Genomic DNA, 24,252 nt, shown 5'->3' on the forward strand with positions numbered 1-24,252 from the left:
CGCGAAGGAACGGTAGCTCCGGGCGGACGAACGGCGCGCCCGACCGGGAATCAGTACACGACCTTGCCGCTGAAGATGTGACGCGCGTAACGTTCGGCTCCTTCGGTGAACGATTAGGGGCGGGGTCCGATCGCGTCGGCGAACGCCGTTCCCATCGCTCGCCGTGCGTATTCCTCGGACGGCTTTCGAGAACGACCTACAGCGACCGATGCCCGTGGACGACCGGGCTCGGCGTCGTGCCCGGAGCCCGGAGCCCGGCGCACGACCTCGAACCCGGACCGGCGGGTGGTCGGGCGCGCGACGCGGATGACACGTGGAGTCGCGGACCAGGAGGCGAAGCCGATGACAGCCAGCACCGCCCACGAGCGGGCCGAACTGCTGCACAAGCTGGGGTTGGACACCCAGAACAAGGGACCCATCGGCCGCGTGATCGCGACCGGCAACATCGAGCAGGCCAAGGAGCGTGAGGACGGCACCATGCAGGCCCGGCTCCGGATCAACCCGGACGAGCTCTGCTGGGACCCCTCGGTCATCGTCATGCCGCACGGCGGCGACATCGAGATCGAGATCTTCAACGACGACCTCAACACGCATTGCGCGCTGTTCCCCAGCAATGGGGACCGGAAGTTCATCTGGTTGGTGAACCATTCCCGGGGCCGCGCCAGGCTCAATCTCGACGGACCCGGCTACTACTGGTTCAGCTCGCCCACCGGCAACGATGAGGGCCGGGGTCTGACCGGCGCCATCGTCGTGCTGGGCGACGTCCCGCCCGAGGCCCGCCTCGACCGACCCGACCAGCCGCGGCCGTAGGAAGGAGCAGTCCCATGACCGTCGAGTACGTCGACGCCGGCGAGGCCATCGACCAGGGCACGCTGAACTACAAGACCCCGGGCGCGGAGACCGCACCGCCGGTCGTCTCCGGCGTCACCTACGAGCGCATCCTCGACGCCCGCTCGGAGCCGCAGAACTGGCTCACCTACTACGGCGCCTACGACGGGCAGCGGTACAGCCCGCTGGACCAGATCAACACCGAGAACGTCAAGAAGCTCGTCCCCGCCTGGGTCTTCCAGGCCGGCACCACCGGCCTGATCGCCGGGGCGTCGACCTACTCGTTCGAGGCCACCCCGATCGTCGTCGACGGAATCATGTTCGTCGCCGGCTGGGACGGCTGGGTCTGGGCCCTCGACGCCAAGACCGGCGTGGAGATCTGGCGCTACAAGCACGCCGTCCCGTTCGACGTGTCGCTGTGCTGCGGGAACGTGAACCGCGGGGTCGCGGTCGCCCAGGGCAAGGTCTTCTTCGTGACGGCCAACGCCCACGTGCTCGCGCTCGACGCCACCAACGGCAAGCGGGTCTGGGACCGGACCTACGGCGACGTGCGCGCCGGCGAGAGCGCCACCGTGGCGCCGCTGGTGGTCAAGAACATGGTGATCGTCGGCAGCTCCGGCGGCGAGTTCGGGGTGCGCGGCCACCTCGACGCCTTCGACGTCGAGAGCGGCGACCACGTGTGGCGCTGCTACACGGTCCCGAAGCCGGGCGAGCCCGGTTCGGAGACGTGGCCGGCCGACGGGCAGGCGTGGGCCCGCGGCGGGGCGAACTGCTGGCTGACCGGCACCTTCGACCCCGAGACGAACCTGCTGTACGTGGGCACGGGCAACCCCGCACCGGACTTCGACGGGGAGGTCCGGGAGGGCGACAACCTCTACACGGACAGCATCATCGCCGTCGACGTGGACAGCGGGCAGATCCGCTGGCACTACCAGTGCACGCCGCACGACGTGTGGGACTACGACAGCATAGCCGAGTGCATCCTCTTCGAGTCGGAGGGGCGCAAGCTGCTCGGGCACTTCGACAAGAACGGCTACTTCTTCGTCCTCGACCGCACCAACGGCCAGCTGGTGCAGATCACCCCGTTCGTCGACCGGATCGACTGGGGCAACATCACGCGGGACGGCAAGGTGACGGCCTCGAAGTACCCCGACAAGGAAGGCGAACCGGTCCACTTCTACCCGGGCCCGGCGGGCGCGAAGGAGTGGACGCACGCGGCGTACAGCCCGCGGACCGAGCTGTTCTACGTGCCCGTCCAGGACACCGGGGCGACGGCCACCCGCCGGCGCCGCGAGTTCAAGGAGAGCATCCCCTACTGGGGCGCCGGCGTGCAGGTGGACATCGAGGACATGGCGGGCTCGATCAGCGCCTTCGACGCGAACGGCGAGGAGAAGTGGCGCTGGCGCAACGACCTCCCGATGTGCGCCTCGGTGCTGGCCACCGCGGGTGACCTGGTCTTCGCCGGTGAGCCCTCCGGCGAGTTCAACGCCCTCGACGCCCGCAACGGGGAGCTGCTCTGGCAGTTCCAGTGCGGCAGCGGCCACCACAGCAGCCCGTCGACCTACAGCGTGGACGGACGGCAGTACGTCGTCGTGCCGGTCGGCTGGGGCGGATGGGCCGAGGGCTTCCTCCCGGGGATGCTCGGCGCGGGCCACGGCAGCGCGCTGATCGCCTTCGCCCTCCCGGAGTAGGCCGGTCGAGGAACGTACGGATCCCGCAGTTCGCGCAGAGGGGAGGTGAGTCCATGGAGTCCCAGCTCGCCGTGTGGGAGCCACCGGAGTTCGACGAGATCGGGGTCGCCCCCGAGGTGACGATGTACGTCGCCCGGTGGGAGGACTGACTGACAGGAGGTGGAGAGGTGCGCCGGGTCCTCGGGCCCGGCGCCCTCCCGCTCCGGGGGGCGAGGTGTACGGATGTGGCTGCGGGTGCTCGGTTCGGCCGCCGGCGGCGGGTTCCCGCAGTGGAACTGCGACTGCCCGGGGTGCCGGGCGGTCCGTGACGGGACCCGGCCCGGCACGCCGCGCACGCAGTCGTCGGTCGCGGTGAGCGCCGACCGCCGGTCCTGGTTCCTGCTCAACGCCTCGCCGGACGTCCGGGCGCAGATCGAGGCCTTCCCCGCCCTGCACCCGCGCCCGGGCCGGGAGACACCGCTGCAGGCCGTGCTGCTCACGGACGCCGAGCTCGACCACACGCTCGGCCTGCTGCTGCTGCGCGAGGGTCGGGCGCTGGAGCTGCACGCGACGGCCGCGGTGCGCGAGACCCTGTGCCAGGGCTCCGGGATCCTCCGGACGCTCGAGCGCTACTGCCCCGTCGACTGGCACCCGGTCGTGCCGGGCGTCGACGTCACGCTGGCGGACGGGCTGTCCTACCGCGCCTTCGACGTCCCGACCAGGAAGGCGGCCCGCTTCGGGCCGGGACGGGCCGAGGGACGGGTGGTCGGCTACCGGCTGACCGACACCCGCAGCGGACGGGCCGCGGTCTACCTGCCGGGTGTGCAGGACCTGGGCGCGGTCCGGGAGCAGCTGCGGGACTGCGCCTGCCTGCTCCTCGACGGCACCTGCTGGAGCGACGACGAGATGGTCCGGCTGGGCCTCGCGTCGAAGACCGCGCGCGACATGGGGCACGTCCCGATGGACGGCCCCGGCGGCAGCCTCGAGCAGCTCGCGACGCTGCCCGTCGAACGGACGATCTACGTCCACCTCAACAACAGCAACCCCGTGCTGCTGGACGACTCGCCGGAGCGGCGGGCCGTCGGCGAACGCGGGCCGGAGATCGCCACGGACGGCCTCGAGGTGGAGGTCTGAGAGGGGTGCCATGACGGCCGGAACGATGGGGACGACCGGGTCCGGGACGACGGACGCCTTCGTCGACGCGCTGCGGGCGCGGTCGCAGCGCTACCACGACCAGCACCCCTTCCACGTGCGGATGAACGCGGGCCTGCTGAGCCCCCGGCAGATCCGGGGCTGGGTGGCCAACCGCTTCTACTACCAGGAGAACATCCCCCGCAAGGACGCCGCGATCCTCGCCAACTGCCCCGTGCTCGAGATCCGGCGGCGGTGGATCCGGCGCATCGTCGACCACGACGGCACGACCGGCACCGAGGGCGGCATCGAGGCGTGGCTGCGCCTGGCCGAGGCCGCCGGGCTGTCCCGCGCGGAGGTGCTGGACCACCGCCACCTCGTCCCCGGCGTACGGTTCGCCGTCGACGCCTACGTGACCTTCGCCCGCACGGCGCCGTGGGTCGACGCCGTGGCGTCGTCGCTCACCGAGCTCTTCGCGCCGGACCTGATGGCCGAGCGCCTCGCGGCGTTCGAGCGGTACTACCCGTGGATCGACCGGGACGGGCTGACGTACTTCCGGGCCCGGCTGCACCAGGCGCCCCGCGACTCCGAGCACGCGCTGGAGGTGGTGACCGGGTACTGCCGCTCGCCCGAGGAGCAGGAGCGGGCGGTGGCGGCGCTGACCTTCAAGTGCGACGTGCTCTGGGCCCTGATGGACGCCGTCGACCGCGCCTACCCGGAGTGATGCCGATGAGCTCCCCCGACTCCGCGGTGCTGGCCGCGACGGTGCCCGCCTCCGGGCGTCCGCGGCTCGCGCCCCACGTCCGGCTGACCTTCGACCGCGCCCGGGACCGGCACGTCCTGCTGCGGCCGGAGTGCGTGGTCGTCCTCAACCGCACGGGGGCGGACATCCTCGGGCTGTGCGACGGCCGGCGCACGGTCGCCGGAATCGTCGAGGACCTGCGGAAGCGGTACGACCGCGTGGCCGAGGCCGATGTGCAGCGCTTCCTCTCCGGCCTCGTCGACCGGCGGTGCGTGCGGATCGACCCGGAACCCGCGCCCGACAGGGACACGGAGGCCGTCGATGGATAGGCCCTTCGGCCTGCTGGCCGAGCTCACCTACCGCTGCCCGCTGGCCTGCCCGTACTGCTCCAACCCGATCGACCTCGCCGGCTACCGGGACGAGCTGACGACGGCGGAGTGGCTGCGGGTGCTCGAGGAGGCCCGGGAGCTGGGCGTCCTCCAGTGCCACCTCTCCGGGGGCGAGCCGCTCCTGCGGCGGGACCTGGTGGAGCTGGTGCGGCGGGCGACCGAACTCGGCCTCTACACGAACCTGGTGACGAGCGCCGTCGGGCTGTCCCGGCGCCGCGCGGAGGAGCTGCGTGCGGCCGGCCTCGACCACGTGCAGATCAGCATCCAGGCCGAGGACCCCGCGGTGTCGGACCGGATCGCCGGGACGCCCTCCTACGCCCGCAAGATCGAGGCGGCGCGGGTGGTCAAGGAGCTGGACTGGCCGCTCACCGTGAACGTGGTGCTCCACCGGCAGAACATCGACGGGCTCGCCGACATCGTCGGGCTGGCCGAGGAGCTGCGCGCCGACCGCGTCGAGCTGGCCAACACCCAGTACTACGGCTGGGCGTGGCGCAACCGGGCGGCGCTCCTGCCGACGCGGGACCAGCTCGAGCGCGCGGAGAAGGTCGTGCGCGAGGCGAGCCGGCGCCTCGCGGGGCGCATGGACGTCGTCTACGTCCTCCCCGACTACTACGAGCAGTACCCGAAGCCCTGCATGGGCGGCTGGGGCGCGCGTCAGCTCACCGTGGCACCCAACGGGGACGCCCTGCCCTGCCCGGCCGCGCAGACGTTGCCGCTCCCCCGCGCCAGCGTGCGCGAGGAATCCCTGGTCCGGATCTGGACGGACTCGCCGTTGTTCCGGCGGTTCCGGGGCACCGACTGGATGCCGGATCCCTGCCGGAGCTGCGACCGCCGGGAGGTCGACTTCGGGGGCTGCCGCTGCCAGGCGTTCCAGCTCACCGGCGACGCCGCCCGCACCGACCCGGTCTGTCACCTGTCCCCCGACCACGGGATCGTCGTCGAGGCCGTGCGGGCCGCCAACGAGGAGGAGCGGCCGGACACCCTCGTCCCCCGGCCGCACCGGGCGGGGTCGTCGTGACGGCCCCGTCCCCGCGGCCGACGCGCGCCGAGCGCAGGCCCGGCCACCCGGACGTCGACCAGGCGGAGCTGGCGTACCGCATCGGGTGCGACGCCGCGGCGCTGCGCCAGGAGTGCACGTACGCCGACGCCCCCGACCCGATCTGCCACGAGCTGCTGCCCTGGCTGACCGCCGTCCAGCGCTCGCTCACGGGTCCGGCCCTGCCCCTCGACGCGCTCCGGGAGCTCGCCGACCGGTGGCGGGAGCGCCGCACGGCCTACTTCGCCGACGACGACTGGGCCGCGGTCCGCGTCGTCGCACCGCTGGAACGTCCGCCGCCGTCCGTGTGGTGGCGGCTGCGGCACGGTCGGGAACCTGTCCCGCCCCGCGTCGGGTGACCGCTCCCCTGATCACGTGCCCGCGGCGCCGCTGCGCCCGGTCGGCCACGTGGCGTGGGTCGGTGAGGATCAGCGGGAGCTGCTCGACCGGCTGTCCCGGTGGTTCGGCACCCCTCGGCTGATCCCACTGCCTCAGCTCGCCGGGAAGCACCGCCCGAACTGCGAAGGGCCCTCGGGAGGTTCTCCCGAGGGCCCTTCGACGTGGTAGCGGGGGCAGGATTCGAACCTGCGACCTCTGGGTTATGAGCCCAGCGAGCTACCGAGCTGCTCCACCCCGCGTCACTGTGGTCGGCCCTTCCGGGCTTCGCACTGCTGTCTTGCTGTTGTGCCCAGAACATTACACGCCCGCGAACGGCGCGTGCACGGGGGGTCGGTCCCGGCGTCGAACCCGCTGACCTGGGACGACGGCGGCCTGTCAGCCGTGGCCGCGCGTTTGCACCGGTCAGCGCGGTGTGCCCCGGATCCGGTGGGCCTGCTCACATCCCGGCCCGGTCCGTGCGGCCCGAGAACACGGCCCGAGAACGCCGACGGGCGGCCCCGGATCCGGGACCGCCCGCCTGAGCGCTCTCAGTGGCGTCAGCCGCCCGGCGACGGGGCCGGGGTGGCCGGGGCCGCCGGCGCGGCGCTCTGCGCGGCCTGGAACTTCTTCACGGCCGCGTCGAGGGCCGAGAGCGCGTCGCCCTGGGCCGCGAAGTCACCCGACTGCTGCGCGGCCCTCAGCTGCGCGAGGGCCGAGGAGATCTCGTTCGCCGCGGACGCGAGCTCGGGACTGGTCCCGGTACCCGGCGTCGGCGCCGCGGTGGACGGGGCCTGCGGTGTCGAGCCCTGGGCCGGGGTGGTCCCCGCCGCCCCGGCACCCGCGCCCGCCCCGAACACCTGGTCCAGCGCCGCCGAGAGGTTCGGGTCGTACCCGACACGGCCGCCGAAGCTCACCAGCACCCGCGCGAGCTGCGGGTACGACGAGTCCTGCCCCGCCCGCTCGATGTACACGGGTTCGACGTACAGCAGCCCACCGGCCACGGGCAGCGTCAGCAGGTTCCCGTAGTCGATCGTGGTCTGGTTCTGCCGCAGCAGGTTCAGCTCGGAGGACACGTTGGGCGAGCCGAGGAACTGCGCCTGGACCTGTTGCGGGCCGAGCGTCTGCGTGTCCGCCGGCAGCTGCAGCACGGTGATCTTGCCGTAGGTGTCCGGTTCCGAGCTGGCGGACATGTACGAGGCCATGAACTGGCGGCGCAGGCTCACCAGCGCGCTGGTGAGCTGGAAGCTCGCGCCCTGCTGCCCGGGCAGGCCGGTCATCAGGTAGTACGGCGGCTGCGCGTCCTGCGCCGCACCCGTGTTGCCCTGCACCGTCGGGTCGGACGGGACGTCCCAGAACGACACCGTGGAGAAGAACTCGCCCGGGTTGTCGACGTGGTAGCGGGTCAGCAGCTCGCGCTGGACCTTGAACTGGTCCTCCGGGTAGCGGAAGTGCTCGCGCAGCGAGTCGCTGATGTCCGACGCCGGCTTGACGGTGCCCGGGAAGGCGTTCATCCAGGTCTGCAGCACCGGGTCCTTGTCGTCGAACGCGTAGAGCGTGACGGTGCCGTCGTACGCGTCGACCGTCGCCTTCACCGAGTTCCGCAGGTAGCTGACGGTCTCGTTGGGCAGCCGCTGGCCCTGCAGGCCGAGCTGGCTGTCCTGCGTGGTGTCACCCAGCGGCACCTGCTCCGCGTACGGGTAGTTCCGCAGCGTCGTGTAGCCGTCGACGACCCACTGGATCCGCCCGTCGACGACCGCCGGGTACGGGTCGTTGTCGACGGTCAGCCACGGGGCGACCTTCTCGACGCGGTCCCGCGGGTCCCGGTCGTACATGATCTTCGAGTTGTCGTTGATCGAGCTGTTGAACAGGATGTTCCGCTCGCCGTAGTAGAGCGAGAAGACCAGCCGGTTGAACAGGTTGCCGAGCGAGACGCCGCCCCTGCCCGTGTAGGTGTACTGCGCGGTGTCGGTGTCGTACTCGCGCGGCGCGGCGCCCTCCTCGGCGCCGACGATCGAGTAGTCCGTGATGAGCTCGCCGTAGTAGATCCGCGGCTCGGCGACCGGGATCTGTCCCTCGGTCGTGGTGTCGCTGACGGTGAACCGCGGCAGGCCGCCCTGGCCGCCGGTGTCCTCCAGCGCCGCGTTGACCTGGTTGGCCGGCGCGGCGACGAAGCCGTTGCCGTGGGTGTAGACGAGGTGCCGGTTGATCCAGTCCTGCTGGTTGCCAACGAGCGCGCTCGAGTCCAGCTCGCGGGCGGCGACCACGTAGTCCTGCTTCTGCCCGTCGACCGTGTAGCGGTCGATGTCGAGCTTCTCCGGGAAGCCGTAGAAGTTCCGCCGCTGCTGGAGCTGCGTGAAGGTCTTCGTCAGCTTGCTCGGGTCGAGCAGGCGGATGTTCGGGATCGTGGTCGTGTCCGCCCGGACCTGCGCCGATGTGGCGGTCGAGGTGCCCGAGTAGGGCTCGATCGTGACCTTGTCGTCCGTGAGCCCGAAGGCCTGCCGGGTGGCCGCGATGTTGCGTTCGATGGACGGCGCCTCGCGCTCGTTCGCGTTGGGCGCGACCACGAACTGCTGCAGCACGGCGGGCCACGCCGCGCCGACCAGCACGCTCGACAGCACCAGCAGCACCACCGCGATGGCCGGGAGCTGCAGGTTCCGGCGGAACACCGCGGCGAAGAAGGCGGCGGCGCAGATGATCGAGATGACCAGCAGGATGATCTTCGCCGGCATCACGGCGTTGAGGTCCGTGTAGGTGGCGCCGAAGAAGTTCTGGTTGCGGTCGGAGTAGAGCAGCTCGTACCGGTCGAGGTAGTACGCGACCGCCTTGAGCAGCACGAAGACGCCGGCGAGGATCGCCAGCTGGGCCCGGGCGGCCGCCGAGACCTGGCCCGAGCGGCCGGCCAGCCGGATCCCGCCGAAGACGTAGTGCGCGATCAGCGCGACCACGAAGCAGATCGCGACGGTGACGAACAGCCAGTTCAGCAGCATCCGGACGAACGGCAGCGTGAAGGCGTAGAAGCCGATGTCGTTGCCGAACTCGGGATCGGTCTGCCCGAACGGCGTGCCGTTCAGGAACATCTGCGTGGTCTGCCAGTCGCCCTGGGCGGCCAGCCCGGCGATGATGCCGACGATCACCGGGATGCCGATCCCGAACACCCGCAGCCGGGAGATGATCACGGTGCGGTACCGGGCGATCGGGTCCTCCGGCCCGTTGACCGGCACGAAGACCGGGCGGAACCGGTAGGCGAGCCACAGCGTGAGCCAGACCGCCCCGCCGAGCAGCAGCCCACCGATCACGAACTGGACGACGCGTGTGGCGATCACGGTGCCGAGCACCCCGCGGTAGCCCGTCTCGCCGTACCAGAGCCAGTCGACGTAGAAGTCGACCAACCGGGACCCGCCGAGCAGCACCACCACCAGGACCGCGGCCGCGATCAACAGTATCCGCGTACGGCGGGACAACGACGGTGCTCCCGCCGGGGGCCGCATGGCCACGGCAACTCCTCGAGGGTCGGTTCAGGTGCGTCAACTCTACGGACGGCGTGTGGAGTTCCCGTGTGTCCCGTGTGCGCGCACCGTTCGTACGGTTCGTCCGGTCCGTGTCCGCTCGCGGGCGACGGTACCGCGTTCTCCCGGCGGTCCGGATCCGTCCAGCTCACGGACCGCTCAGGGTCGGCTCAGGAACCGTTCGCGGAGCCGCCCGGGAGGGCTCCGGGACCGGTCAGGGGGTGCAGGCGGGGGCCGGCCCGCCGACGTCGAGCGTCTCCAGCGCGTCGACGGCGGAGGCGAGCGTCGTCACCCGGACCAGCCGAAGCCCGTCGGGCGCGTTCTGCGCGGCCTCGGCGCAGTTGTCGCTCGGCACGAGGAAGGTGACCGCACCCGCGTCCCGCGCCGCCCGCATCTTGAAGGGGATGCCGCCGATCGGCCCGACGGTCCCGTCCGCGGTGATGGTGCCGGTGCCCGCGACGAACTGCCCGCCGTTGAGCTCGCCCGGCGTGAGCTTGTCCACCACGGCGAGCGCGAACATCAGGCCCGCCGACGGACCGCCGATGTCGCCGAGGCTGATGGTGATGGCCCCGGTGGCCGGTTGCACGCCCGGCCGCACGCCGAGCATGCCCTGCTGCCGGTCGGGGCTGGAGCCGAGCGTGATCGTCACGTCCTGCTGGGCGTCGCCGCGCCGGTAGGTGACGACGACGGGCTGGCCCGGGCTCGTGCCGTTCAGCGCGTCGGCCACGGCCTGCGGGGTCGCGACCGGCATCCCGCGCACCGAGACGATGGTGTCGCCCGGCTGCAGCACGCCCTCGGCCGGCGAGCCGGGCACGACGTCGGCCACGGTGGCCCGGGTCGGCAGCTTCAGCTCGGACAGCGCGGCGAGCTCGGCGTTCGTCTCCGACGCCGTGAACTGCTCCGCGTTCTCCTTGTCGACCTCCGCGGTCGACCGCCCGGGCGGGAACACGGTGTCCCGCGGCACCAGCCGACGGTCCGGCGCCAGCCAGAACCCGAGCGCCTGCAGCCCGGTCACGCCGTCGTTGACCGAGACGGTGGTCATGTTGAGGTGCCCCGAGGTGGGGTAGGTCGGCGCCCCGTCGACGGCGACGACCTGCGTCCCGTCCACGGCGCCCAGGGTGTCGTAGGTCGGTCCGGGCCCCAGGGCGACGAAGGGCACGCGGACGACGGTCCCGACGCCCACCACCACGATCACCAGGAGCACGGCGGCGACCAGCGTCGACGTCCGGCGGCTCACGGAGAGCGAACCTACGCCGCGGGGCCCGGGGGCCGCGTACCGTGGTCGGCATGAGTGACGTCCCGTTCGGCTTCGGCCCCTCCGACCGCGACCCGGACCGCGACCGCAGACGGGACGAGGGAGAGGGCGGCAACGAGGGTCCCAAGGACCCCTTCGGCTTCGGCAACCTGCCCGGCGGCGGTCAGTTCCCCGGCATCCCCGGGATGCCGGGGATGCCCGGCATGCCCGGCGGCGGCCCGGGCGGCTTCGACGTCGGCCAGCTCGGCCAGATGCTCAGCCAGCTCGGGCAGATGCTGTCCAGCGCCAGCCAGACGGGTGGCGGCGGCGGCCCGGTCAACTACGACCTGGCCGCGCAGATGGCCACCCAGCAGCTCGCGCAGAAGACCTCGTCCCTGACGGACGCGCAGCGCACCGCCGTGGCCGACGCCCTCAAGCTCGCGGAGCTGTGGCTCGACCCGGCCACCGAGTTCCCCGCCGGCGCCACCGAGACCGTGGCGTGGACGCCGACGGACTGGGTGAAGGCGAGCATGCCGACCTGGAAGCGGCTGTGCGACCCGGTGGCCCAACGCGTCTCCGGAGCCTGGGTGGAGGGCCTGCCCGAGGAGATCCGCAGCGCGGCCGGGCCGATGCTCGCGATGATCGGGCAGATGGGCGGGCTCGCCTTCGGCAGCCAGCTCGGCAGCGGCCTCGGCCAGCTCGCGGCGGAGGTGCTCACCGGCACCGAGGTCGGGTTCCCGGTCGGGCCGGAGCGCACGGCGGCGCTGCTGCCGGAGGCGATCGAGAAGTTCACCGGCGGCCTCGACCGCCCGGCCAGCGAGGTCATGATCTACCTGGCCGCCCGCGAGGCGGCCCACCACCGGCTGTTCGCGCACGTGCCGTGGCTGCGGGAGCGGCTGCTCGGCGCGGTCGAGGACTATGCCCGCGGCATCACCGTCGACACCTCGCGCATCGAGGACATGGCCCGCCAGATCGACCCGTCGAACCCGGCGTCGATCCAGGAGGCCATGCAGTCCGGCATGTTCGAGCCGCAGACCACGCCCGAGCAGAAGGCGGCGCTGGCCCGGCTGGAGACGCTGCTCGCCCTCATCGAGGGCTGGGTGGACACCGTGGTCGCCGAGGGCGTCGGCGAGCGGCTGCCGGGTGCGGGCGCGCTGCGCGAGACCCTGCGCCGCCGCCGCGCCTCCGGCGGACCCGCCGAGCAGGCGTTCGCCTCCATCGTCGGGCTCGAGCTGCGGCCGCGGAAGCTGCGCGCCGCCGCCGAGCTGTGGAAGCTCCTCGGCGACGAGCGCGGGATCGAGGGGCGGGACGCGGTGTGGGCGCACCCCGACCTGCTGCCGGACACGGACGACCTGGACGACCCGGCCGCGTTCGTCCACCGCCGCGACACGGACGACCCGATCGCCGAGCTGGAGAAGCAGTTCGCCGCGGAGGCCGCCGAGGCCGCGGAGCAGGAGAAGCCCGAGGAGCCCGGCACGGACGACGAGCCGGGTGCCGCCTCCGCCGAGGGTCCCGGCGCCGCCGGGGACGCCCCCGAGAAGCGGGACGACGACGAGGGCGGGTCGCCCCGCACCTGATCGTCCGCTCGATCACCCGAACCGCACGGCGCCGGTCCCCGGAGGGGCCGGCGCCGTGTCGCGTTCGGCTCGGAGTTCGCTGTGCCGGACCGGTGAGCACCGAGCGGGTCGGCCTCCACCTCGCGTGAGCGGGCCGGCCCGAGCGGGTCAGCTCACGCTCGCGGCGGCCTCGCCCGCGGCCTCGGGTTCCTCGTCGACGTCCGGCAGGTCCTCGCCGTCCGTGCCGACCAGGCCCAGGCCGGCGGCCGCCGACAGCCCCTCCAGGTAGCCGATGGCCCGCTCGGTGCGCGGGTAGTGGTGCACGAGCGACCAGAAGTAGTCGTCGTGGCCCGGGGCGAGCAGGTGCGCCAGCTCGTGCACCAGCACGTAGTCGACCACCCAGCCGGGGGCCTCGCGCAGCCGCTCGCTGATCCGGATCGTGCGGTCCTGCGGGGTGCACGAGGCCCAGCGGGTGCGCATCGGCGGCACCCACCGCACCGACGCCGGGGTGGCCCGGCCGCCCAGGTACCGCTTCGACAGCTCGAGGCAGCGGTCCAGCAGCGCCCCGTCGCCGTGCCTGCCGGGTGAGCGCCGCTTCGCCTCGCTCTTCTCGAGCCGGCTGACCATCTCGTCCACCCAGCGCCGTTCCTCGGCCTCGCTCATCCAGCCCGGGATGAACACGATCACCGTGTCACCCTCGCGCCGCGCGCTGACCATCCGACGCCGCCGTTGACTCCGTCTCACCTCGACGACCGCGGGGCTCGCCATTCCCCCACCCTAGGCCCCGCGCCGGGCGGGCGGGAGCGGAGGATCTCCGGCGGCCCGGGTTGTCCACAGATCGGCGCGCCTGTGGACAACCGTTCGCGGGGCGGCGGGCCGCCGACCATGCTCGGGGCCGTGATCCGCACCGTCGCCTCCCTCCCCCGCCGGCTGGTCCTCGCCCCGCACCGTCCGCTGCTGGCCCGGGGCGCCCGCGCCCGCCAGGTCGGCCTCGCCCCGCGGGGCAACGTGGTGGTCGGCGGCCTGCCCGCCGCGGTGCTCCCCCTGCTCGAGCGGCTGCGCGCGCCGGCCGTCGCGTTGGACTGGGTGGCCGAGGCCGCGGCCCGCGGGGTCGGCGTCGAGTTCGCGCAGGCGTTGCTGCGGGGGCTCGTGGACCGTGGCGCGCTGGTCGACCCGGGCACGGGCGAGCGACGGGCCGGGCGTCGGGCGGCCTGCGCGGTGCAGGTGCGGGGCGACGGGCCGCTGGCGGTCGGGGTGGCGGTGGCGCTCGCCCGGGCGGGCGTCGGCGCGGTACAGGTCGTCGCCCGCGGGCACGTCGAGAGCGGGGACGTGGGGTACGGGTACGGGGAGGAGTCGGTGGGCAGGCCCCGCGGCGAGGCGGCCGCCGCGGCGGTCCGGCGCGCTCGCGCGGGCACGGCCAAGGACGCCCTGCCGCCGGGGCGGGCACCCGATCTCGTGGTGCTCACGGACGCAGTGGTCCCCGCGCCGGAGGTGGCCACCGGGCTCGCGGCCGCCGGCACGGACCACCTGCCGGTCCTGGTCCGGGACGGCGTCGGTGTGGTGGGCCCGCTGGTCCTGGTCGGGCGCTCCCCGTGCCTGCGGTGCGTCGAGCTGGGGCGGGGCGACCTCGACCCGGCGTGGCCGGTCGTCGCGGCGCAGCTGACCGGGCGCAGCGGCGGGGCGGAACCCGAGGCCGTCACCGCCACGGCCGCGCTCGGTGCGGCGCAGGCGCTCCTCGCGCTCGACGGCGAGCGCCCGCCGCCGAGCCTCGGCGCGGCCCTCGAGCTCGACGTGCACGGCGGATACCTGCGGCGGCGGCCCTGGCGGGCGCACCCCGACTGCCACTGCGGGGCGGGCGCGGCGGCGACAGCGGCGCCAGGTGTGACGCAGCCCTCCCCCACGCGCGCCGCAGAGGTCGGCGCGACGTGCGAGCCGGCCGCGCGGCGGGAGACAATCATGAGGTGAGCGACATCCCCCGCCGGACCGCCTCCCGCACGGCCAAGCTGGCCAGCCTGCCGCTCGGTGTCGCCGGGCGCGCCGCCGCAGGATGGGGTCGGCGCCTCGCGGGCGGCGACCGGGAGCAGATCACCGCGCAGATGATGGCCAAGAGCGCCGAGCAGCTCTTCGCGGTCCTGGGCGAGCTCAAGGGCGGCGCGATGAAGTTCGGTCAGGCGCTGAGCATCTTCGAGGCCGCGGTGCCCGAGGAGCTGGCCGGGCCGTACCGGGACGCGCTGACCAAGCTGCAGAGCGCGGCCCCGCCGATGCCCCCGTCGGACGTGCACCGGATGCTGGCCGAGCAGTTCGGCCGCAACTGGCGGTCCCGCTTCCGCGAGTTCGACGAGGAGCCCGCCGCCGCGGCGAGCATCGGCCAGGTGCACCGCGCCGTGTGGCGGGACGGCCGGGAGGTGGCCGTCAAGGTCCAGTACCCGGGCGCGGAGGAGGCGCTGCGCTCCGACCTGCGCCAGCTGTCCCGGATGAGCCGGCTGCTGCAGCCGCTGGCGCCGGGCATGGACGTCAAGCCGCTGATCAGCGAGCTGCAGGAGCGGATGGTCGAGGAGCTCGACTACCGGGACGAGGCCGACAACCAGCGGGCCTTCGCCGCCGAGTACGACGGCGACCCGGAGATCCGGGTGCCGAAGGTCGTCGCGTCGGCGCCGCGGGCGATGGTGAGCGAGTGGGTCACCGGGCGCCGGCTGTCGGAGGTGATCCGCTCCGGCACGACCGAGGAGCGCGACCACGCGGGGGCGCGGCTCGCCGGGTTCCACTACTCGGCGCCGTACCGGCTGCACCTGCTGCACTCCGACCCGCACCCCGGCAACTTCCAGATCCTCGACGACGGCCGGCTGCTCGTCGTCGACTTCGGGGCTGTGGCCCGGCTCCCCGAGGGGCTGCCGCCGCCGCTCACCGTCATGACCAAGTACGCCCTGGAGAACCGGCCCGCCGACCTGCTCCAGCTGCTGCGGGACGAGGGCTTCGTGCGCCCCGGCACGGAGCTCACCGCGGAGGAGGCCCTCGCCTACCTGGCACCGTTCACCGAGCCCCTGCACACCGAACGGTTCCGGTTCAGCCGGGCCTGGCTGCAGAAGCAGGCCGAGCGGGTCGGCGACCTGCGGCGCCCGGAGTTCGACACCGGGCGCGCGCTGAACCTGCCGCCGCAGTACCTGCTGGTGCACCGGGTCACCCTCGGCACCCTCGGCGTGCTGTGCCAGCTCGAGGCGGAGGTCCCGCTGCGCAGCATCGTGGGGCACTGGCAGCCGGAGCTGTTCGCGGCGAGCTGACACCCCGGCGTCCGCGCCGGGCTCGGCTAGCGGACGGCACGACGCCCGCCCCGGAGGTAGCTCCCGGGGCGGGCGTCAGGTACCGCGGTGGGACGCGCGGCGGCCGTCGTGGCGAGCGAGGGCGGCGGGGCGTCACCCGTCGCCGGGGCCCGGTCCGACGCGTGCGGACCCGGCTCCCGGCGGACGTGTACCGCGGTGCCCTCCCGCGACTCAGCCGGAGGCGGCGCGGGCGCGCGCGGCGCGGCGGGCGGCGTACGCCGCCACCCGGTCCCAGCGCCGGCCCGCGGAGAGCCGACGCGCGAGCCGGTGGTCGCGCGCGGCCTCCTCGGCCTCTTGCTGTCGCGATCGGGCCAGGGCTTCGTTCATCACCAACATCGCGGTGCCGTGGGCGTCGATGCGGGTGCGCACGTCGCGGGCCGGCCGGTCGGTGCGGATCACGAGATCGGTCATCGGAAGGTCTCCTCGAAGTGGGACGCCGGCCCCGGGGGAAGGGGATCGGGCGTCGGTCCTGGTCGGGCTGCGGGTTCTCGGTCGTCAGGCGCAGGGCCGGGCGTTCGCGCCGGCCATCTGCCGGGCCCGCTCCTGTGCCTTCTGGTGGGCCTCGGCCCACGCCCGGTCACGGGCGAGGTCGGCCTTGCTGGGCCGGCCCCTCGGGCGCTTGCGCGGGATGACGACTCCTCGTTCGAAGATCTCGCCTCCCCACACGCCCCAGGGCTCCTCGCGTGAGAGGGCGCCCGCGAGGCACTCGATCCGGATCGGGCAGCTCTCGCACAGCGCCTTGGCCCGTTCCAGCTCGGCCGGCGACTCGGCGAACCACAGGTCCGCCTCGCCCTGCCGGCAGGGCAGGTCCAGGCCGGACTCCGGGACGTCGCCGAGCAGGCCGCCGGGCACGGGAGCGGTGTCGCCGCCGCCGTATTCGTGCCGGATCGCCCCGCCGTCGCACGGGGTGGATCTGACTAGCACCGCACTACCTCCTGGTGTGGTGGGTGTTCTCTTCCTTCGGTGGTGGACGGGGTGGACGTCGTGCCCCGGGTGGGGACACGAAAAAGGGCCGCGGATCCCTGGTGTGGGTTCCGCGGCCCCGAAACTTCTCGGCCGGCTCGGCTGCTACGACCTTCGTCGGCACAGCCCGCTCGGAACGGACACACCTGTCCAGTTGTGATCGGTGACGACCGCGAACGGCACCTGCTTCTCGGTGCGGAGGGCACGGTGCACGGAGATCGGCCAACCGCCGCGCGGGCGGCGGAGGGACGGCGCATAGCCGAGGCGGGTGCAGGCACCGACGGGCGCGATCCCACGCGGGGTCCCGGTCGTCCCGGTCGTCATCGCGAAGATCTCCATGGCGGCGCCTCCTCTCCGGCAGCTCGGCGCGGATCCGTGCGGAAGGACGGGGCGTTGCTCCGTCCGTGCATGCGAGAGTAGAAGGGGGCGCCCGACCCGCACAACAGAATTAATCCGTTGATTCGAGAAGCAGTTTCCGGTCCACCCGCCGGCCGCCGGCCCGTCGCCCCGCGGTCACTCGGGGCGACACCGGAGCAGGCGGTGAAGACTCAGGCTCCGGAGTCGCTGACCAGCGCGAGGACCTCGGGGCCGTAGCGGTCGAGCTTGCGGGCCCCGATCCCCGGGATGCCGACGAGCGCCGCGGCGTCGGCCGGGCGCTGCTCGGCGATGGCGGTGAGCGTGGCGTCCGTGAAGATCACGTAGGACGGCACGCCCTGCCGCCGGGCCACCTCGCCGCGCCAGTCCCGCAGCCGCTCCAGCAGCTCGGTGTCCACGTCGGACGGACAGGCCCCGCACCGCTGCAGCTTCAGCGCGGTGGTGCCGATCAGCGGCTCCCCGCACACCCGGCAGCGCGGCTTCGGCCCGCCCTGCCGGCGACGGTCGCCCTGCGCGACGCGCGAGGCCGGGTGCTCCTCGGGGATCAGCCCGTACAGGAAGCGGCTGCGGCGCCGCTGGCGCCCGCGGCCGGAGGCCCGCGCGAGCGCCCAGGACATGCGCAGCACCCGGCGCGCCCGGGTCACCCCGACGTAGAGCAGCCGGCGCTCCTCCTCGATCGCGGCCTCGTCGCCCTCCGCGTGCTGGATCGGCAGGGTGCCGTCGACGAGCCCGACGAGGAACACGACGTCCCACTCCAGGCCCTTCGCGGCGTGCAGCGACGCGAGCGTCACGCCCTGGACCACCGGCGGGTGCGAGGCGTCCGCCCGCGTCTCGAGCTCGGCGGAGAACCGGCGCAGGTCGGCCTGCGGCTCGACGGCTGCCAGCTCCTCCGCCAGCCCCACCAGCGCGAGCAGCGACTCCCACTGCGCGCGCATCGCCGTGCCGGCGGGCGGTTCGTCCGTGAGCCCGACCGTCGAGAGCACCCGGCGCACCGCGGTGACCAGGTCCATCCCCTCGGGCAGCGGCGGTGCGGTGCGCAGCGCGACCATCGCCCGGCGCACCTCGGCGCGGGTGAAGAAGCGCTCGCCGCCGCGCACCTGGTACGGCACGCCGGCCTCGGTCAGCGCCTGCTCGTAGCTCTCCGACTGCGCGTTGATCCTGAACAGCACGGCGATCTCGGCGGGCGGGGTGCCGTCGGCGATCAGCCTGCGGATCTTCGCGGCGACGGCGGCGGCCTCGGCCGGCTCGTCCTCGTACTCGGCGAAGTCCGGGTCCGGCCCCGGCGGGAGCTGCCCGACGAGCCGCAGCCGGCTCCCGGCGACCCGGCCGCGCGCGGCGCCGATCACCGTGTTCGCGCAGGCCACGATCTGCGGGGTGGAGCGGTAGTCGCGGGTCAGCCGGACGACGGTGGCGTCCGGGAAGCGGCGCGGGAAGTCCAGCAGGTAGCGCGGCGAGGCCCCGGCGAAGGTGTAGATCGTCTGGTTGGCGTCGCCGACGACGGTCAGGTCGTCCCGCTCGCCGAGCCAGGCGTCGAGCACGCGCTGCTGCAGCGGGGTGACGTCCTGGTACTCGTCCACCACGAAGCAGCGGTACCGGTCGCGGAACTCCTCGGCGACCGCGCGGTGCTCCTCCAGCGCGGCGGCGACGTGCAGCAGCAGGTCGTCGAAGTCGAGCGCCTCGGCCCGGTTCTTCAGCGCCTCGTAGGCCGCGTAGACCTGGGCGACCTGCTCGACCGGGCCCGGGACGTCCCGCCGCAGCCGGGCGACCTCGGCCGGGTAGCCCTCCGGCGTGATCAGGCTGGACTTGGCCCACTCGATCTCGGTGGCGAGGTCCCGCAACGCGTCCGAGTCGGTGCCCGCGCGGGCGCGCGCGGCGGCCTGGCCGATCAGCCGCAGCTTGCCCTCGAGCAGCTGCCACGGCCGCTCGCCCACGACCCGCGGCCAGAAGTAGCGCAGCTGGCGCAGCGCGGCCGCGTGGAAGGTGCGGGCCTGGACGCCCCCGGCGTCGAGCGCGCGGAGCCGCGTGCGCAGCTCCCCCGCCGCCCGGGCCGTGAACGTGACGGCGAGGACCTGCCCGGGCGCGACGTGCCCGTGTCGCACGAGGTGCGCGATCCGGTGCGTGATCGTGCGCGTCTTCCCGGTGCCCGCGCCGGCCAGCACGCAGACCGGCCCGCGCGGCGCGGTGACGGCGGCCCGCTGTTCCTCGTCGAGCCGGTCGGGGTCGGCGGGAGCCGTCACGGGAGCCGTCACCACTCCATCCTGACAAACCCCACCGACGCTTCCGGCGGACCCTCACGGCGTGAGCCACTGCACAATCGGGTGCGGAACGGCACGGTCGCCGCCGCTGTTGAACCCGACATGGCGCAGCTGACGATGTACTCCACCACGTGGTGCGGCTTCTGCCGCCGCCTCAAGCTCCAGCTGGACGAGGCGGGGATCCGGTACCGCGAGATCGACATCGAGCGGGATCCCGACGCGGCACGGTTCGTGGAGGGCGTCAACGGCGGCAACCAGACGGTGCCGACACTGCTGTTCCCGGACGAGACCACCGCGACGAACCCGAGCTTCGCCGAGGTGAAGAAGCGGCTCGCCGCGGCCTGACCCGCGCCACACGACCCCGACCGGACCCGTCCGGTCGGGGTCGTGCCGTTCTGGGCGCCCCGCACTTCCCGTGCGCGGTGCGGAGCGTCCTCGGCGGTCGACGTGGTCAGCCCTGGGCCGCCCACGAGTCGAGCATCGAGCGGGCGATCGACACCCGCCCCGGAAGCAGGACGAGCTTGCCGTCCGACTCCTCGCGGGCGCCCCAGTCGCCCTTGTCCATCGCCGTCCGCAGCTCCGCGCGGGTGACCCAGATGGCCTCCTCGATCTCGCCCTCCGCGGGCCGCAGCGGCTGGTCCGGGTCCGCCTGCGCCTGGAACCCGATCATCAGCGAGCGCGGGAAGGGCCACGCCTGGCTGCCGAGGTAGGCGACCTCCGAGACGTCGACCCCCACCTCCTCGTGGATCTCCCGCATGACGCACGCCTCGAGCGACTCGCCGGCCTCCACGAAGCCGGCGAGCACCGAGTAGCGGCCGGGCGGCCACACCGGCTGGCGGGCGAGCAGGACGCGGTCGGCGCCGTCGTGCACCAGGCAGATCACCGCCGGGTCCGTGCGCGGGTACTCCTCGTGCTGGTGCGCCTCGCAGCGCCGGGCCCAGCCGGCGTTGTGCGGGTGGGTCGGCGAGCCGTCCCGGGAGCAGAAGCGGGCGGTGTCGTGCCAGTTCAGGGCGGCGACGGCGCCGGTGAACAGGCCCGCGCCGAGGGCGTCGAGCTCGGCGCCGACGGCCCGCAGGTCCGCCCAGTCCGCCGGGTCGTCCCCCGCCAGGAGGTCCGGCCGGCCGCGGACGGCCCAGTAGGGGACGCCCTCCGCCTCGCCGAGCAGCACGGCGTCTCCCGGTGGGGCCGGGGCGACCTCCTCGGCGGGCCGGGTGCGCAGGACGGCCCCGGAGCCGGCGGCGGCGTCCCAGGCCGCGGCGTCGCCCTCCCGGAAGCGGGCCTGGGGCGCGGCCTCCCAGGAGACCGGCGTGCGCCCCTTGTCGTCGACGACGACCACGCGCGCGCTCGGCCACGTGGCCTTCTGCCGGTCCGCGTCGAGGCGCAGCGGCTCGTCCCGCAGCACGGTCCCGCGGGACAGGACGGGCGGGGTGACCAGTTCGAACGTCATTCCACGCCTCCCAGCGCACGCAGCCGCGGGCCGATCACCTCGGCGTCGCCCACGACGACGCCGGTGAACCGCTCGGGTGCGAAGTACTCGAGCGCGGTCTCGGCCACCTGCTCGGGCGTGACCGCCTCCAGCCGCACCGGGCGCTCCCGCAGCCAGTCGACCGACAGGCCTGCGGCGTCGAGCGCGGCGAGGGTGGAGGCGAGCCCGCCCTGGCTGTCCAGGGAGATGAGCAGCGACCCGATCGCGTAGCGGCGGGCGGCCTCGATCTCCTCCGCGGTGGGCGGCACGGCGACCATGCGGCCCAGCTCGTACCGGGTCTCCAGCAGCGCGGCCGCGGTGACCTCGCTGGCGACGTCCGTCTCCACGCCGAGCACCGCCGCGCCCGGCACGAACTCGGCGCCCGAGTGGGCGCCGTAGGTGTAGCCCTTGTCCTCGCGGATGTTCTCCATCCAGCGCGAGGAGAAGTAGCCGCCGAAGACGAGGTTGGCGAGCTGGAAGGCCGCGTAGCCCTCCTCGTCCCGCCGCAGCGCGGGTGCGGTGAGCCGCAGCTGCGACTGCACCGACCCGGGCCGGTGCACCAGCTCCAGCGGGCCGGCGCCGGTGACCGGGGGCGTGCCCAGCTCCCGGGCCTGCCCCGCGGTCTGCCAGCCGCCGAGCACCGAGCCGACGGACGCGATCGCCTCGGCCGGGTCGATCTCGCCGACCACCACCAGCGTGGACCCCCGCGGCACGACGGCCTCCGCATGCAGTGCCCGCACCTCGCCGGGGTCGACGGCCGCGACCGCCTCCCCCGAAGGCATCTCGAGCGCGATCGGGTGCTCGCCGAAACGCTTCCGCTGGAGGGCCTCCCGCGCCACGGTGCGGGGCTGCGCCCGGGCGACGGCGATCCGCTCGACCAGCCGCTCACGCTCGCGCAGCAGCTCCGCCTCGGGGTAGGTCGCGCCGGTCAGCACGTCCGCGAGGACGCCGAGGACCGTCGGCAGCCCCTCCGCCAGGCCGGAGCCGTGCACCAGCAGCCGCTCCGGGTCCACGGCCACGCCGAGCTCGGCGCCGACACCGGCCAGCTCGTCGTCGATCCCCACCCGGTCGTGGGTGGCGGTGCCGGTGAGCATGGCCGACGACAGCAGCTCGGCCCGCGCGGTGAACCCCGGATCGGCGACCGCGCCGGGCGCGGCGAACGGCACGCGCAGCCGCAGCTCGACCATCGGCACGCCGGGCCGGTGCACGGCCAGCACGCGCAGCCCGGACGGCAGGGTCTCGGTGACGACCTCGGGCAGCGGGACCTCGCGCGTCGCGCCCAGCGGGGGCAGCGGGCGCGGGCCAGCCGGCGTCCGGCCGATCTCCTCGGCGGTGCGGTGCATGGTGGGCGCGCTCATGCGCCGGCCTCCTCGGGGTTCGCCAGCTCGGCGGAGTCCTCACTGCCCGGGCCGCCGTTCGTCGGCTCGACGAGCAGCACGGCCCGGCCGGCCGAGCGCAGCGACTCCGCGGCGGACCGGACCTGCTCCGGGGTGACCGCGGCGATCCGCGCGGGCAGCTCCTGCGCGATCTCGGCGCGCCCGTAGAGCAGCTCGCGGGCGCCGAGGCCGAGCATCCGGTACATCACGCGGTCGTCCTCGTGGTGCAGGGAGGCGGCCCAGCGCGCGGACTGGCGGGCCAGCTCGTCGGCGCTCGGACCCTCGGCCGCCAGCTTGTCCAGCTCCTCGTCGATCGCACCGAGCACCCGCTCCGGGTCCACGGTGCCCGGGTGCACGGCGGTGATCGTGAACGTGTCGGGGTCCCGCGCGTCGAGCGGGCCGCCCATCAGCCCGTTGCTGGCGCCGACGTCCGTGACCAGGCCGTCCGCGTGCACGAGCCGGCGCTGCAGCCGGGCCGCCTCACCGTCGCCCAGGACGGACGCGAGCAGGGCGTGACCCAGGTAGTCGTCCAGCGCGGTCGAGGGGTCCGGCACCCGGTAGCCGACGGCGAGGGCCGGCATGGGGGCGTGCGCGTCCGCCACGCTGCCGCGCCGCTCCGCACCCGGGACCGGCTCGCCGAACGACGGCCGCTGCGGCGTGGGCCGGGCCGGGATGTCGCCGAAGTGCTTCTCGACGAGCGCGAGCACCTCGTCCACCCCGCCGGCGGCCGCGAAGTCGCCGTGCACGGTGACCTGCGCGTTGCCCGGGGCGTAGTAGGTGTCGAAGAACGAGGCGGCGTCGTCCAGCGTGGCCTGCTCGAGCTCGCTGAAGTCGCCGTAGCCGTTGTGCGCGTTGGGGAAGGTGTCATAGAGGACCGGTGGCAACAGGATCCAGGGGAACCCGCCGTACGGCCGGTTCAGGACGTTGAGCCGGATCTCCTCCTTGACCACGTCCACCTGGTTGCGGAGGTTCTCCTCCGTGAGCTTCGGGGCCCGCAGCCGGTCCGCCTCGAGGAACAGCGCGCGCTCCAGCGCGGCGCCGGGCAGCACCTCGAAGTAGTCCGTGTAGTCCTGGTGGGTCGAGCCGTTGAACACCCCGCCCGCGCCCTGGACCAGCCGGAAGTGCTCCAGCTTCGCGAGGCTCTCGCTGCCCTGGAACATCAGGTGCTCGAACAGGTGGGCGAAGCCGGTGCGCCCCTCGGGCTCGGACCGGAAGCCGACGTCGACGTGCACCGCGACGCCGACGACCGGGGTGGCCGGGTCGGGCGCGAGGAGCACGCGCAGGCCGTTGGGGAGCGTGGCCCGGTGGAGTTCGGGAGCTGGCACGGATTCGACCCTATCCCCGCACCCCGACAGTCCGCCGGACGATCGCTCCGTGAGCCCGCTCCCGGCGCGCGGCCGCGGTGAGGCGCGAGGGGCCGGCCCCCGCCACGGGGTGGGGTCGACCCCCGGCGGGAACGGGGGTGACGATCATGCGGAGCGGGGGCCGACACGATCGTTCCGCGGGCCGCCGACCGGCAGAGTTCTCGGCATCGGAGGGACCGCCCGGATCCCCCGCCCGACACTCCCGAGGAGCTCCCGATGGGCTGGAAGAGCAAGCACGAGGACAACCACCACAACGACTGGGACGACAAGCACCACGACAAGGACCACGACCACGACTGGAAGCACGACAAGCACGACGGTCACGGGGACCACGACTGGAAGCACGACAAGGACCACGACCGGGACCACGACCGGGACCACGACGGCCACGACTGGGACGACAAGCACCACGACGGCGACCGGGACCACGACAAGCACGACGACTGGGACCACGACAAGGACCACGGCCGCGGCGACGACTGGAACGACCACGGCTCGCACGAGCACTCCTGGGCGCACTGAGCCCACCGGACCCACGTCCGCCCGCAACCGCGCGGCACACCTCGGGGGGTGTGCCGCGCGGTCGGCGTTCTGGGGTGGGGCGTCCGACTCGCGGAAGCTAAGACCCCGACTCGCAGGAGCCCAGACCCCGACTCGCGGGAGCGCA

The 24,252-nt window shown here is 73.9% G+C and carries 22 protein-coding genes and 1 tRNA gene; 13 read left to right on the top strand and 10 right to left on the bottom strand.

The annotated features are described in order from the left end of the window. Positions 1-342: 342 nt before the first annotated feature. The 8 genes from ABD990_RS13720 to ABD990_RS13755 all read left to right on the top strand — a co-directional run bounded on the left by ABD990_RS13720 (position 343) and on the right by ABD990_RS13755 (position 6,155). Positions 343-810, top strand: coding sequence for an MSMEG_3727 family PQQ-associated protein (locus ABD990_RS13720; RefSeq protein ID WP_345380849.1), 468 nt, complete (start codon positions 343-345; stop codon positions 808-810). Positions 811-824: 14 nt separating this feature from the next. Then, on the top strand, positions 825-2,519 hold the full coding sequence (locus ABD990_RS13725; RefSeq protein ID WP_345380850.1) for a PQQ-dependent dehydrogenase, methanol/ethanol family: 1,695 nt from the start codon (positions 825-827) through the stop codon (positions 2,517-2,519). Between the two features lie 53 nt (positions 2,520-2,572). Next, positions 2,573-2,668 carry a pyrroloquinoline quinone precursor peptide PqqA gene (gene pqqA / locus ABD990_RS13730; protein ID WP_345380851.1) on the top strand — a complete coding sequence of 32 codons (96 nt, stop codon included), beginning with the start codon at positions 2,573-2,575 and terminating at the stop codon, positions 2,666-2,668. 73 nt (positions 2,669-2,741) lie between these two features. Further along, a complete protein-coding gene (gene pqqB / locus ABD990_RS13735; RefSeq protein WP_345380853.1) occupies positions 2,742-3,632 on the top strand; it encodes a pyrroloquinoline quinone biosynthesis protein PqqB in 891 nt (296 codons plus the stop codon). Positions 3,633-3,642: 10 nt separating this feature from the next. Beyond that, positions 3,643-4,353, top strand: a complete 711-nt coding sequence (gene pqqC, locus ABD990_RS13740) for a pyrroloquinoline-quinone synthase PqqC (protein ID WP_345380854.1) — start codon at positions 3,643-3,645, stop codon at positions 4,351-4,353. 5 nt (positions 4,354-4,358) lie between these two features. After that, the gene (gene pqqD / locus ABD990_RS13745) at positions 4,359-4,700 is read left to right on the top strand and encodes a pyrroloquinoline quinone biosynthesis peptide chaperone PqqD (RefSeq protein WP_345380855.1); all 342 of its coding nucleotides are present in this window, start codon (positions 4,359-4,361) and stop codon (positions 4,698-4,700) included. After that, positions 4,693-5,778: a pyrroloquinoline quinone biosynthesis protein PqqE gene (pqqE, locus tag ABD990_RS13750; protein WP_345380856.1), complete on the top strand. Its 1,086-nt coding sequence runs from the start codon at positions 4,693-4,695 to the stop codon at positions 5,776-5,778. The genes pqqD and pqqE overlap by 8 nt, the downstream gene beginning before the upstream one ends. Then, entirely contained in the window at positions 5,775-6,155 is a 381-nt protein-coding gene (locus ABD990_RS13755; protein WP_345380857.1) for a hypothetical protein, read from the top strand. The genes pqqE and ABD990_RS13755 overlap by 4 nt, the downstream gene beginning before the upstream one ends. A 202-nt stretch (positions 6,156-6,357) precedes the next feature. Here the strand turns inward: ABD990_RS13755 and ABD990_RS13760 are convergent. The 3 genes from ABD990_RS13760 to ABD990_RS13770 form a co-directional block, all read right to left on the bottom strand. Further along, a tRNA-Met gene (locus ABD990_RS13760) sits at positions 6,358-6,434 on the bottom strand. 297 nt (positions 6,435-6,731) lie between these two features. Next, complete coding sequence (locus ABD990_RS13765; RefSeq protein ID WP_345380858.1) at positions 6,732-9,668, bottom strand: UPF0182 family protein; 2,937 nt, start codon at positions 9,666-9,668, stop codon at positions 6,732-6,734. 226 nt (positions 9,669-9,894) lie between these two features. After that, entirely contained in the window at positions 9,895-10,917 is a 1,023-nt protein-coding gene (locus ABD990_RS13770; protein WP_345380859.1) for a YlbL family protein, read from the bottom strand. Positions 10,918-10,967: 50 nt separating this feature from the next. On the opposite strand from ABD990_RS13770, the gene ABD990_RS13775 reads away from it, so the two are divergent. Further along, a complete protein-coding gene (locus ABD990_RS13775) occupies positions 10,968-12,491 on the top strand; it encodes a zinc-dependent metalloprotease (protein ID WP_345380860.1) in 1,524 nt (507 codons plus the stop codon). Between the two features lie 147 nt (positions 12,492-12,638). On the opposite strand, the gene ABD990_RS13780 is transcribed toward ABD990_RS13775, so the two are convergent. Beyond that, positions 12,639-13,238 carry a M48 metallopeptidase family protein gene (locus ABD990_RS13780; RefSeq protein WP_345380862.1) on the bottom strand — a complete coding sequence of 200 codons (600 nt, stop codon included), beginning with the start codon at positions 13,236-13,238 and terminating at the stop codon, positions 12,639-12,641. Between the two features lie 129 nt (positions 13,239-13,367). Between ABD990_RS13780 and ABD990_RS13785 the strand changes: the two genes are divergently transcribed. Continuing rightward, positions 13,368-14,435, top strand: coding sequence for a hypothetical protein (locus ABD990_RS13785; RefSeq protein ID WP_345380863.1), 1,068 nt, complete (start codon positions 13,368-13,370; stop codon positions 14,433-14,435). Further along, on the top strand, positions 14,432-15,748 hold the full coding sequence (locus ABD990_RS13790; RefSeq protein ID WP_345380864.1) for an ABC1 kinase family protein: 1,317 nt from the start codon (positions 14,432-14,434) through the stop codon (positions 15,746-15,748). Before ABD990_RS13785 ends, ABD990_RS13790 begins: the two co-directional genes overlap by 4 nt. 210 nt (positions 15,749-15,958) lie before the next feature. On the opposite strand, the gene ABD990_RS13795 is transcribed toward ABD990_RS13790, so the two are convergent. The 3 genes from ABD990_RS13795 to ABD990_RS13805 form a co-directional block, all read right to left on the bottom strand. Continuing rightward, a complete protein-coding gene (locus ABD990_RS13795) occupies positions 15,959-16,198 on the bottom strand; it encodes a hypothetical protein (protein ID WP_345380865.1) in 240 nt (79 codons plus the stop codon). 84 nt (positions 16,199-16,282) lie between these two features. Beyond that, positions 16,283-16,639, bottom strand: a complete 357-nt coding sequence (locus tag ABD990_RS13800; protein ID WP_345381008.1) for a WhiB family transcriptional regulator — start codon at positions 16,637-16,639, stop codon at positions 16,283-16,285. Positions 16,640-17,298: 659 nt separating this feature from the next. Beyond that, the gene (locus ABD990_RS13805) at positions 17,299-19,374 is read right to left on the bottom strand and encodes an ATP-dependent DNA helicase UvrD2 (RefSeq protein WP_425569595.1); all 2,076 of its coding nucleotides are present in this window, start codon (positions 19,372-19,374) and stop codon (positions 17,299-17,301) included. 108 nt (positions 19,375-19,482) lie between these two features. On the opposite strand from ABD990_RS13805, the gene ABD990_RS13810 reads away from it, so the two are divergent. Then, positions 19,483-19,725, top strand: coding sequence for a mycoredoxin (locus ABD990_RS13810; protein ID WP_345380867.1), 243 nt, complete (start codon positions 19,483-19,485; stop codon positions 19,723-19,725). A gap of 106 nt (positions 19,726-19,831) precedes the next feature. On the opposite strand, the gene nudC is transcribed toward ABD990_RS13810, so the two are convergent. The 3 genes from nudC to ABD990_RS13825 are packed head-to-tail and all read right to left on the bottom strand — an operon-like array spanning position 19,832 to position 23,546. Then, positions 19,832-20,827: an NAD(+) diphosphatase gene (nudC, locus tag ABD990_RS13815; RefSeq protein ID WP_345380868.1), complete on the bottom strand. Its 996-nt coding sequence runs from the start codon at positions 20,825-20,827 to the stop codon at positions 19,832-19,834. Further along, a complete protein-coding gene (locus tag ABD990_RS13820; protein WP_345380869.1) occupies positions 20,824-22,203 on the bottom strand; it encodes a M16 family metallopeptidase in 1,380 nt (459 codons plus the stop codon). The genes nudC and ABD990_RS13820 overlap by 4 nt, the downstream gene beginning before the upstream one ends. Then, positions 22,200-23,546 (bottom strand): M16 family metallopeptidase, encoded by a 1,347-nt coding sequence (locus ABD990_RS13825; RefSeq protein ID WP_345380870.1) that lies wholly within the window; start codon positions 23,544-23,546, stop codon positions 22,200-22,202. The genes ABD990_RS13820 and ABD990_RS13825 overlap by 4 nt, the downstream gene beginning before the upstream one ends. Positions 23,547-23,801: 255 nt before the next feature. Here ABD990_RS13825 and ABD990_RS13830 point away from each other — a divergent pair, with 255 nt between their 5' ends. Beyond that, the gene (locus tag ABD990_RS13830) at positions 23,802-24,107 is read left to right on the top strand and encodes a hypothetical protein (protein WP_345380871.1); all 306 of its coding nucleotides are present in this window, start codon (positions 23,802-23,804) and stop codon (positions 24,105-24,107) included. The last annotated feature ends 145 nt before the right edge of the window (positions 24,108-24,252 follow it).

The organism is Pseudonocardia yuanmonensis (genome assembly GCF_039542425.1).
Classification (GTDB): Bacteria; Actinomycetota; Actinomycetes; order Mycobacteriales; family Pseudonocardiaceae; genus Pseudonocardia; species Pseudonocardia yuanmonensis.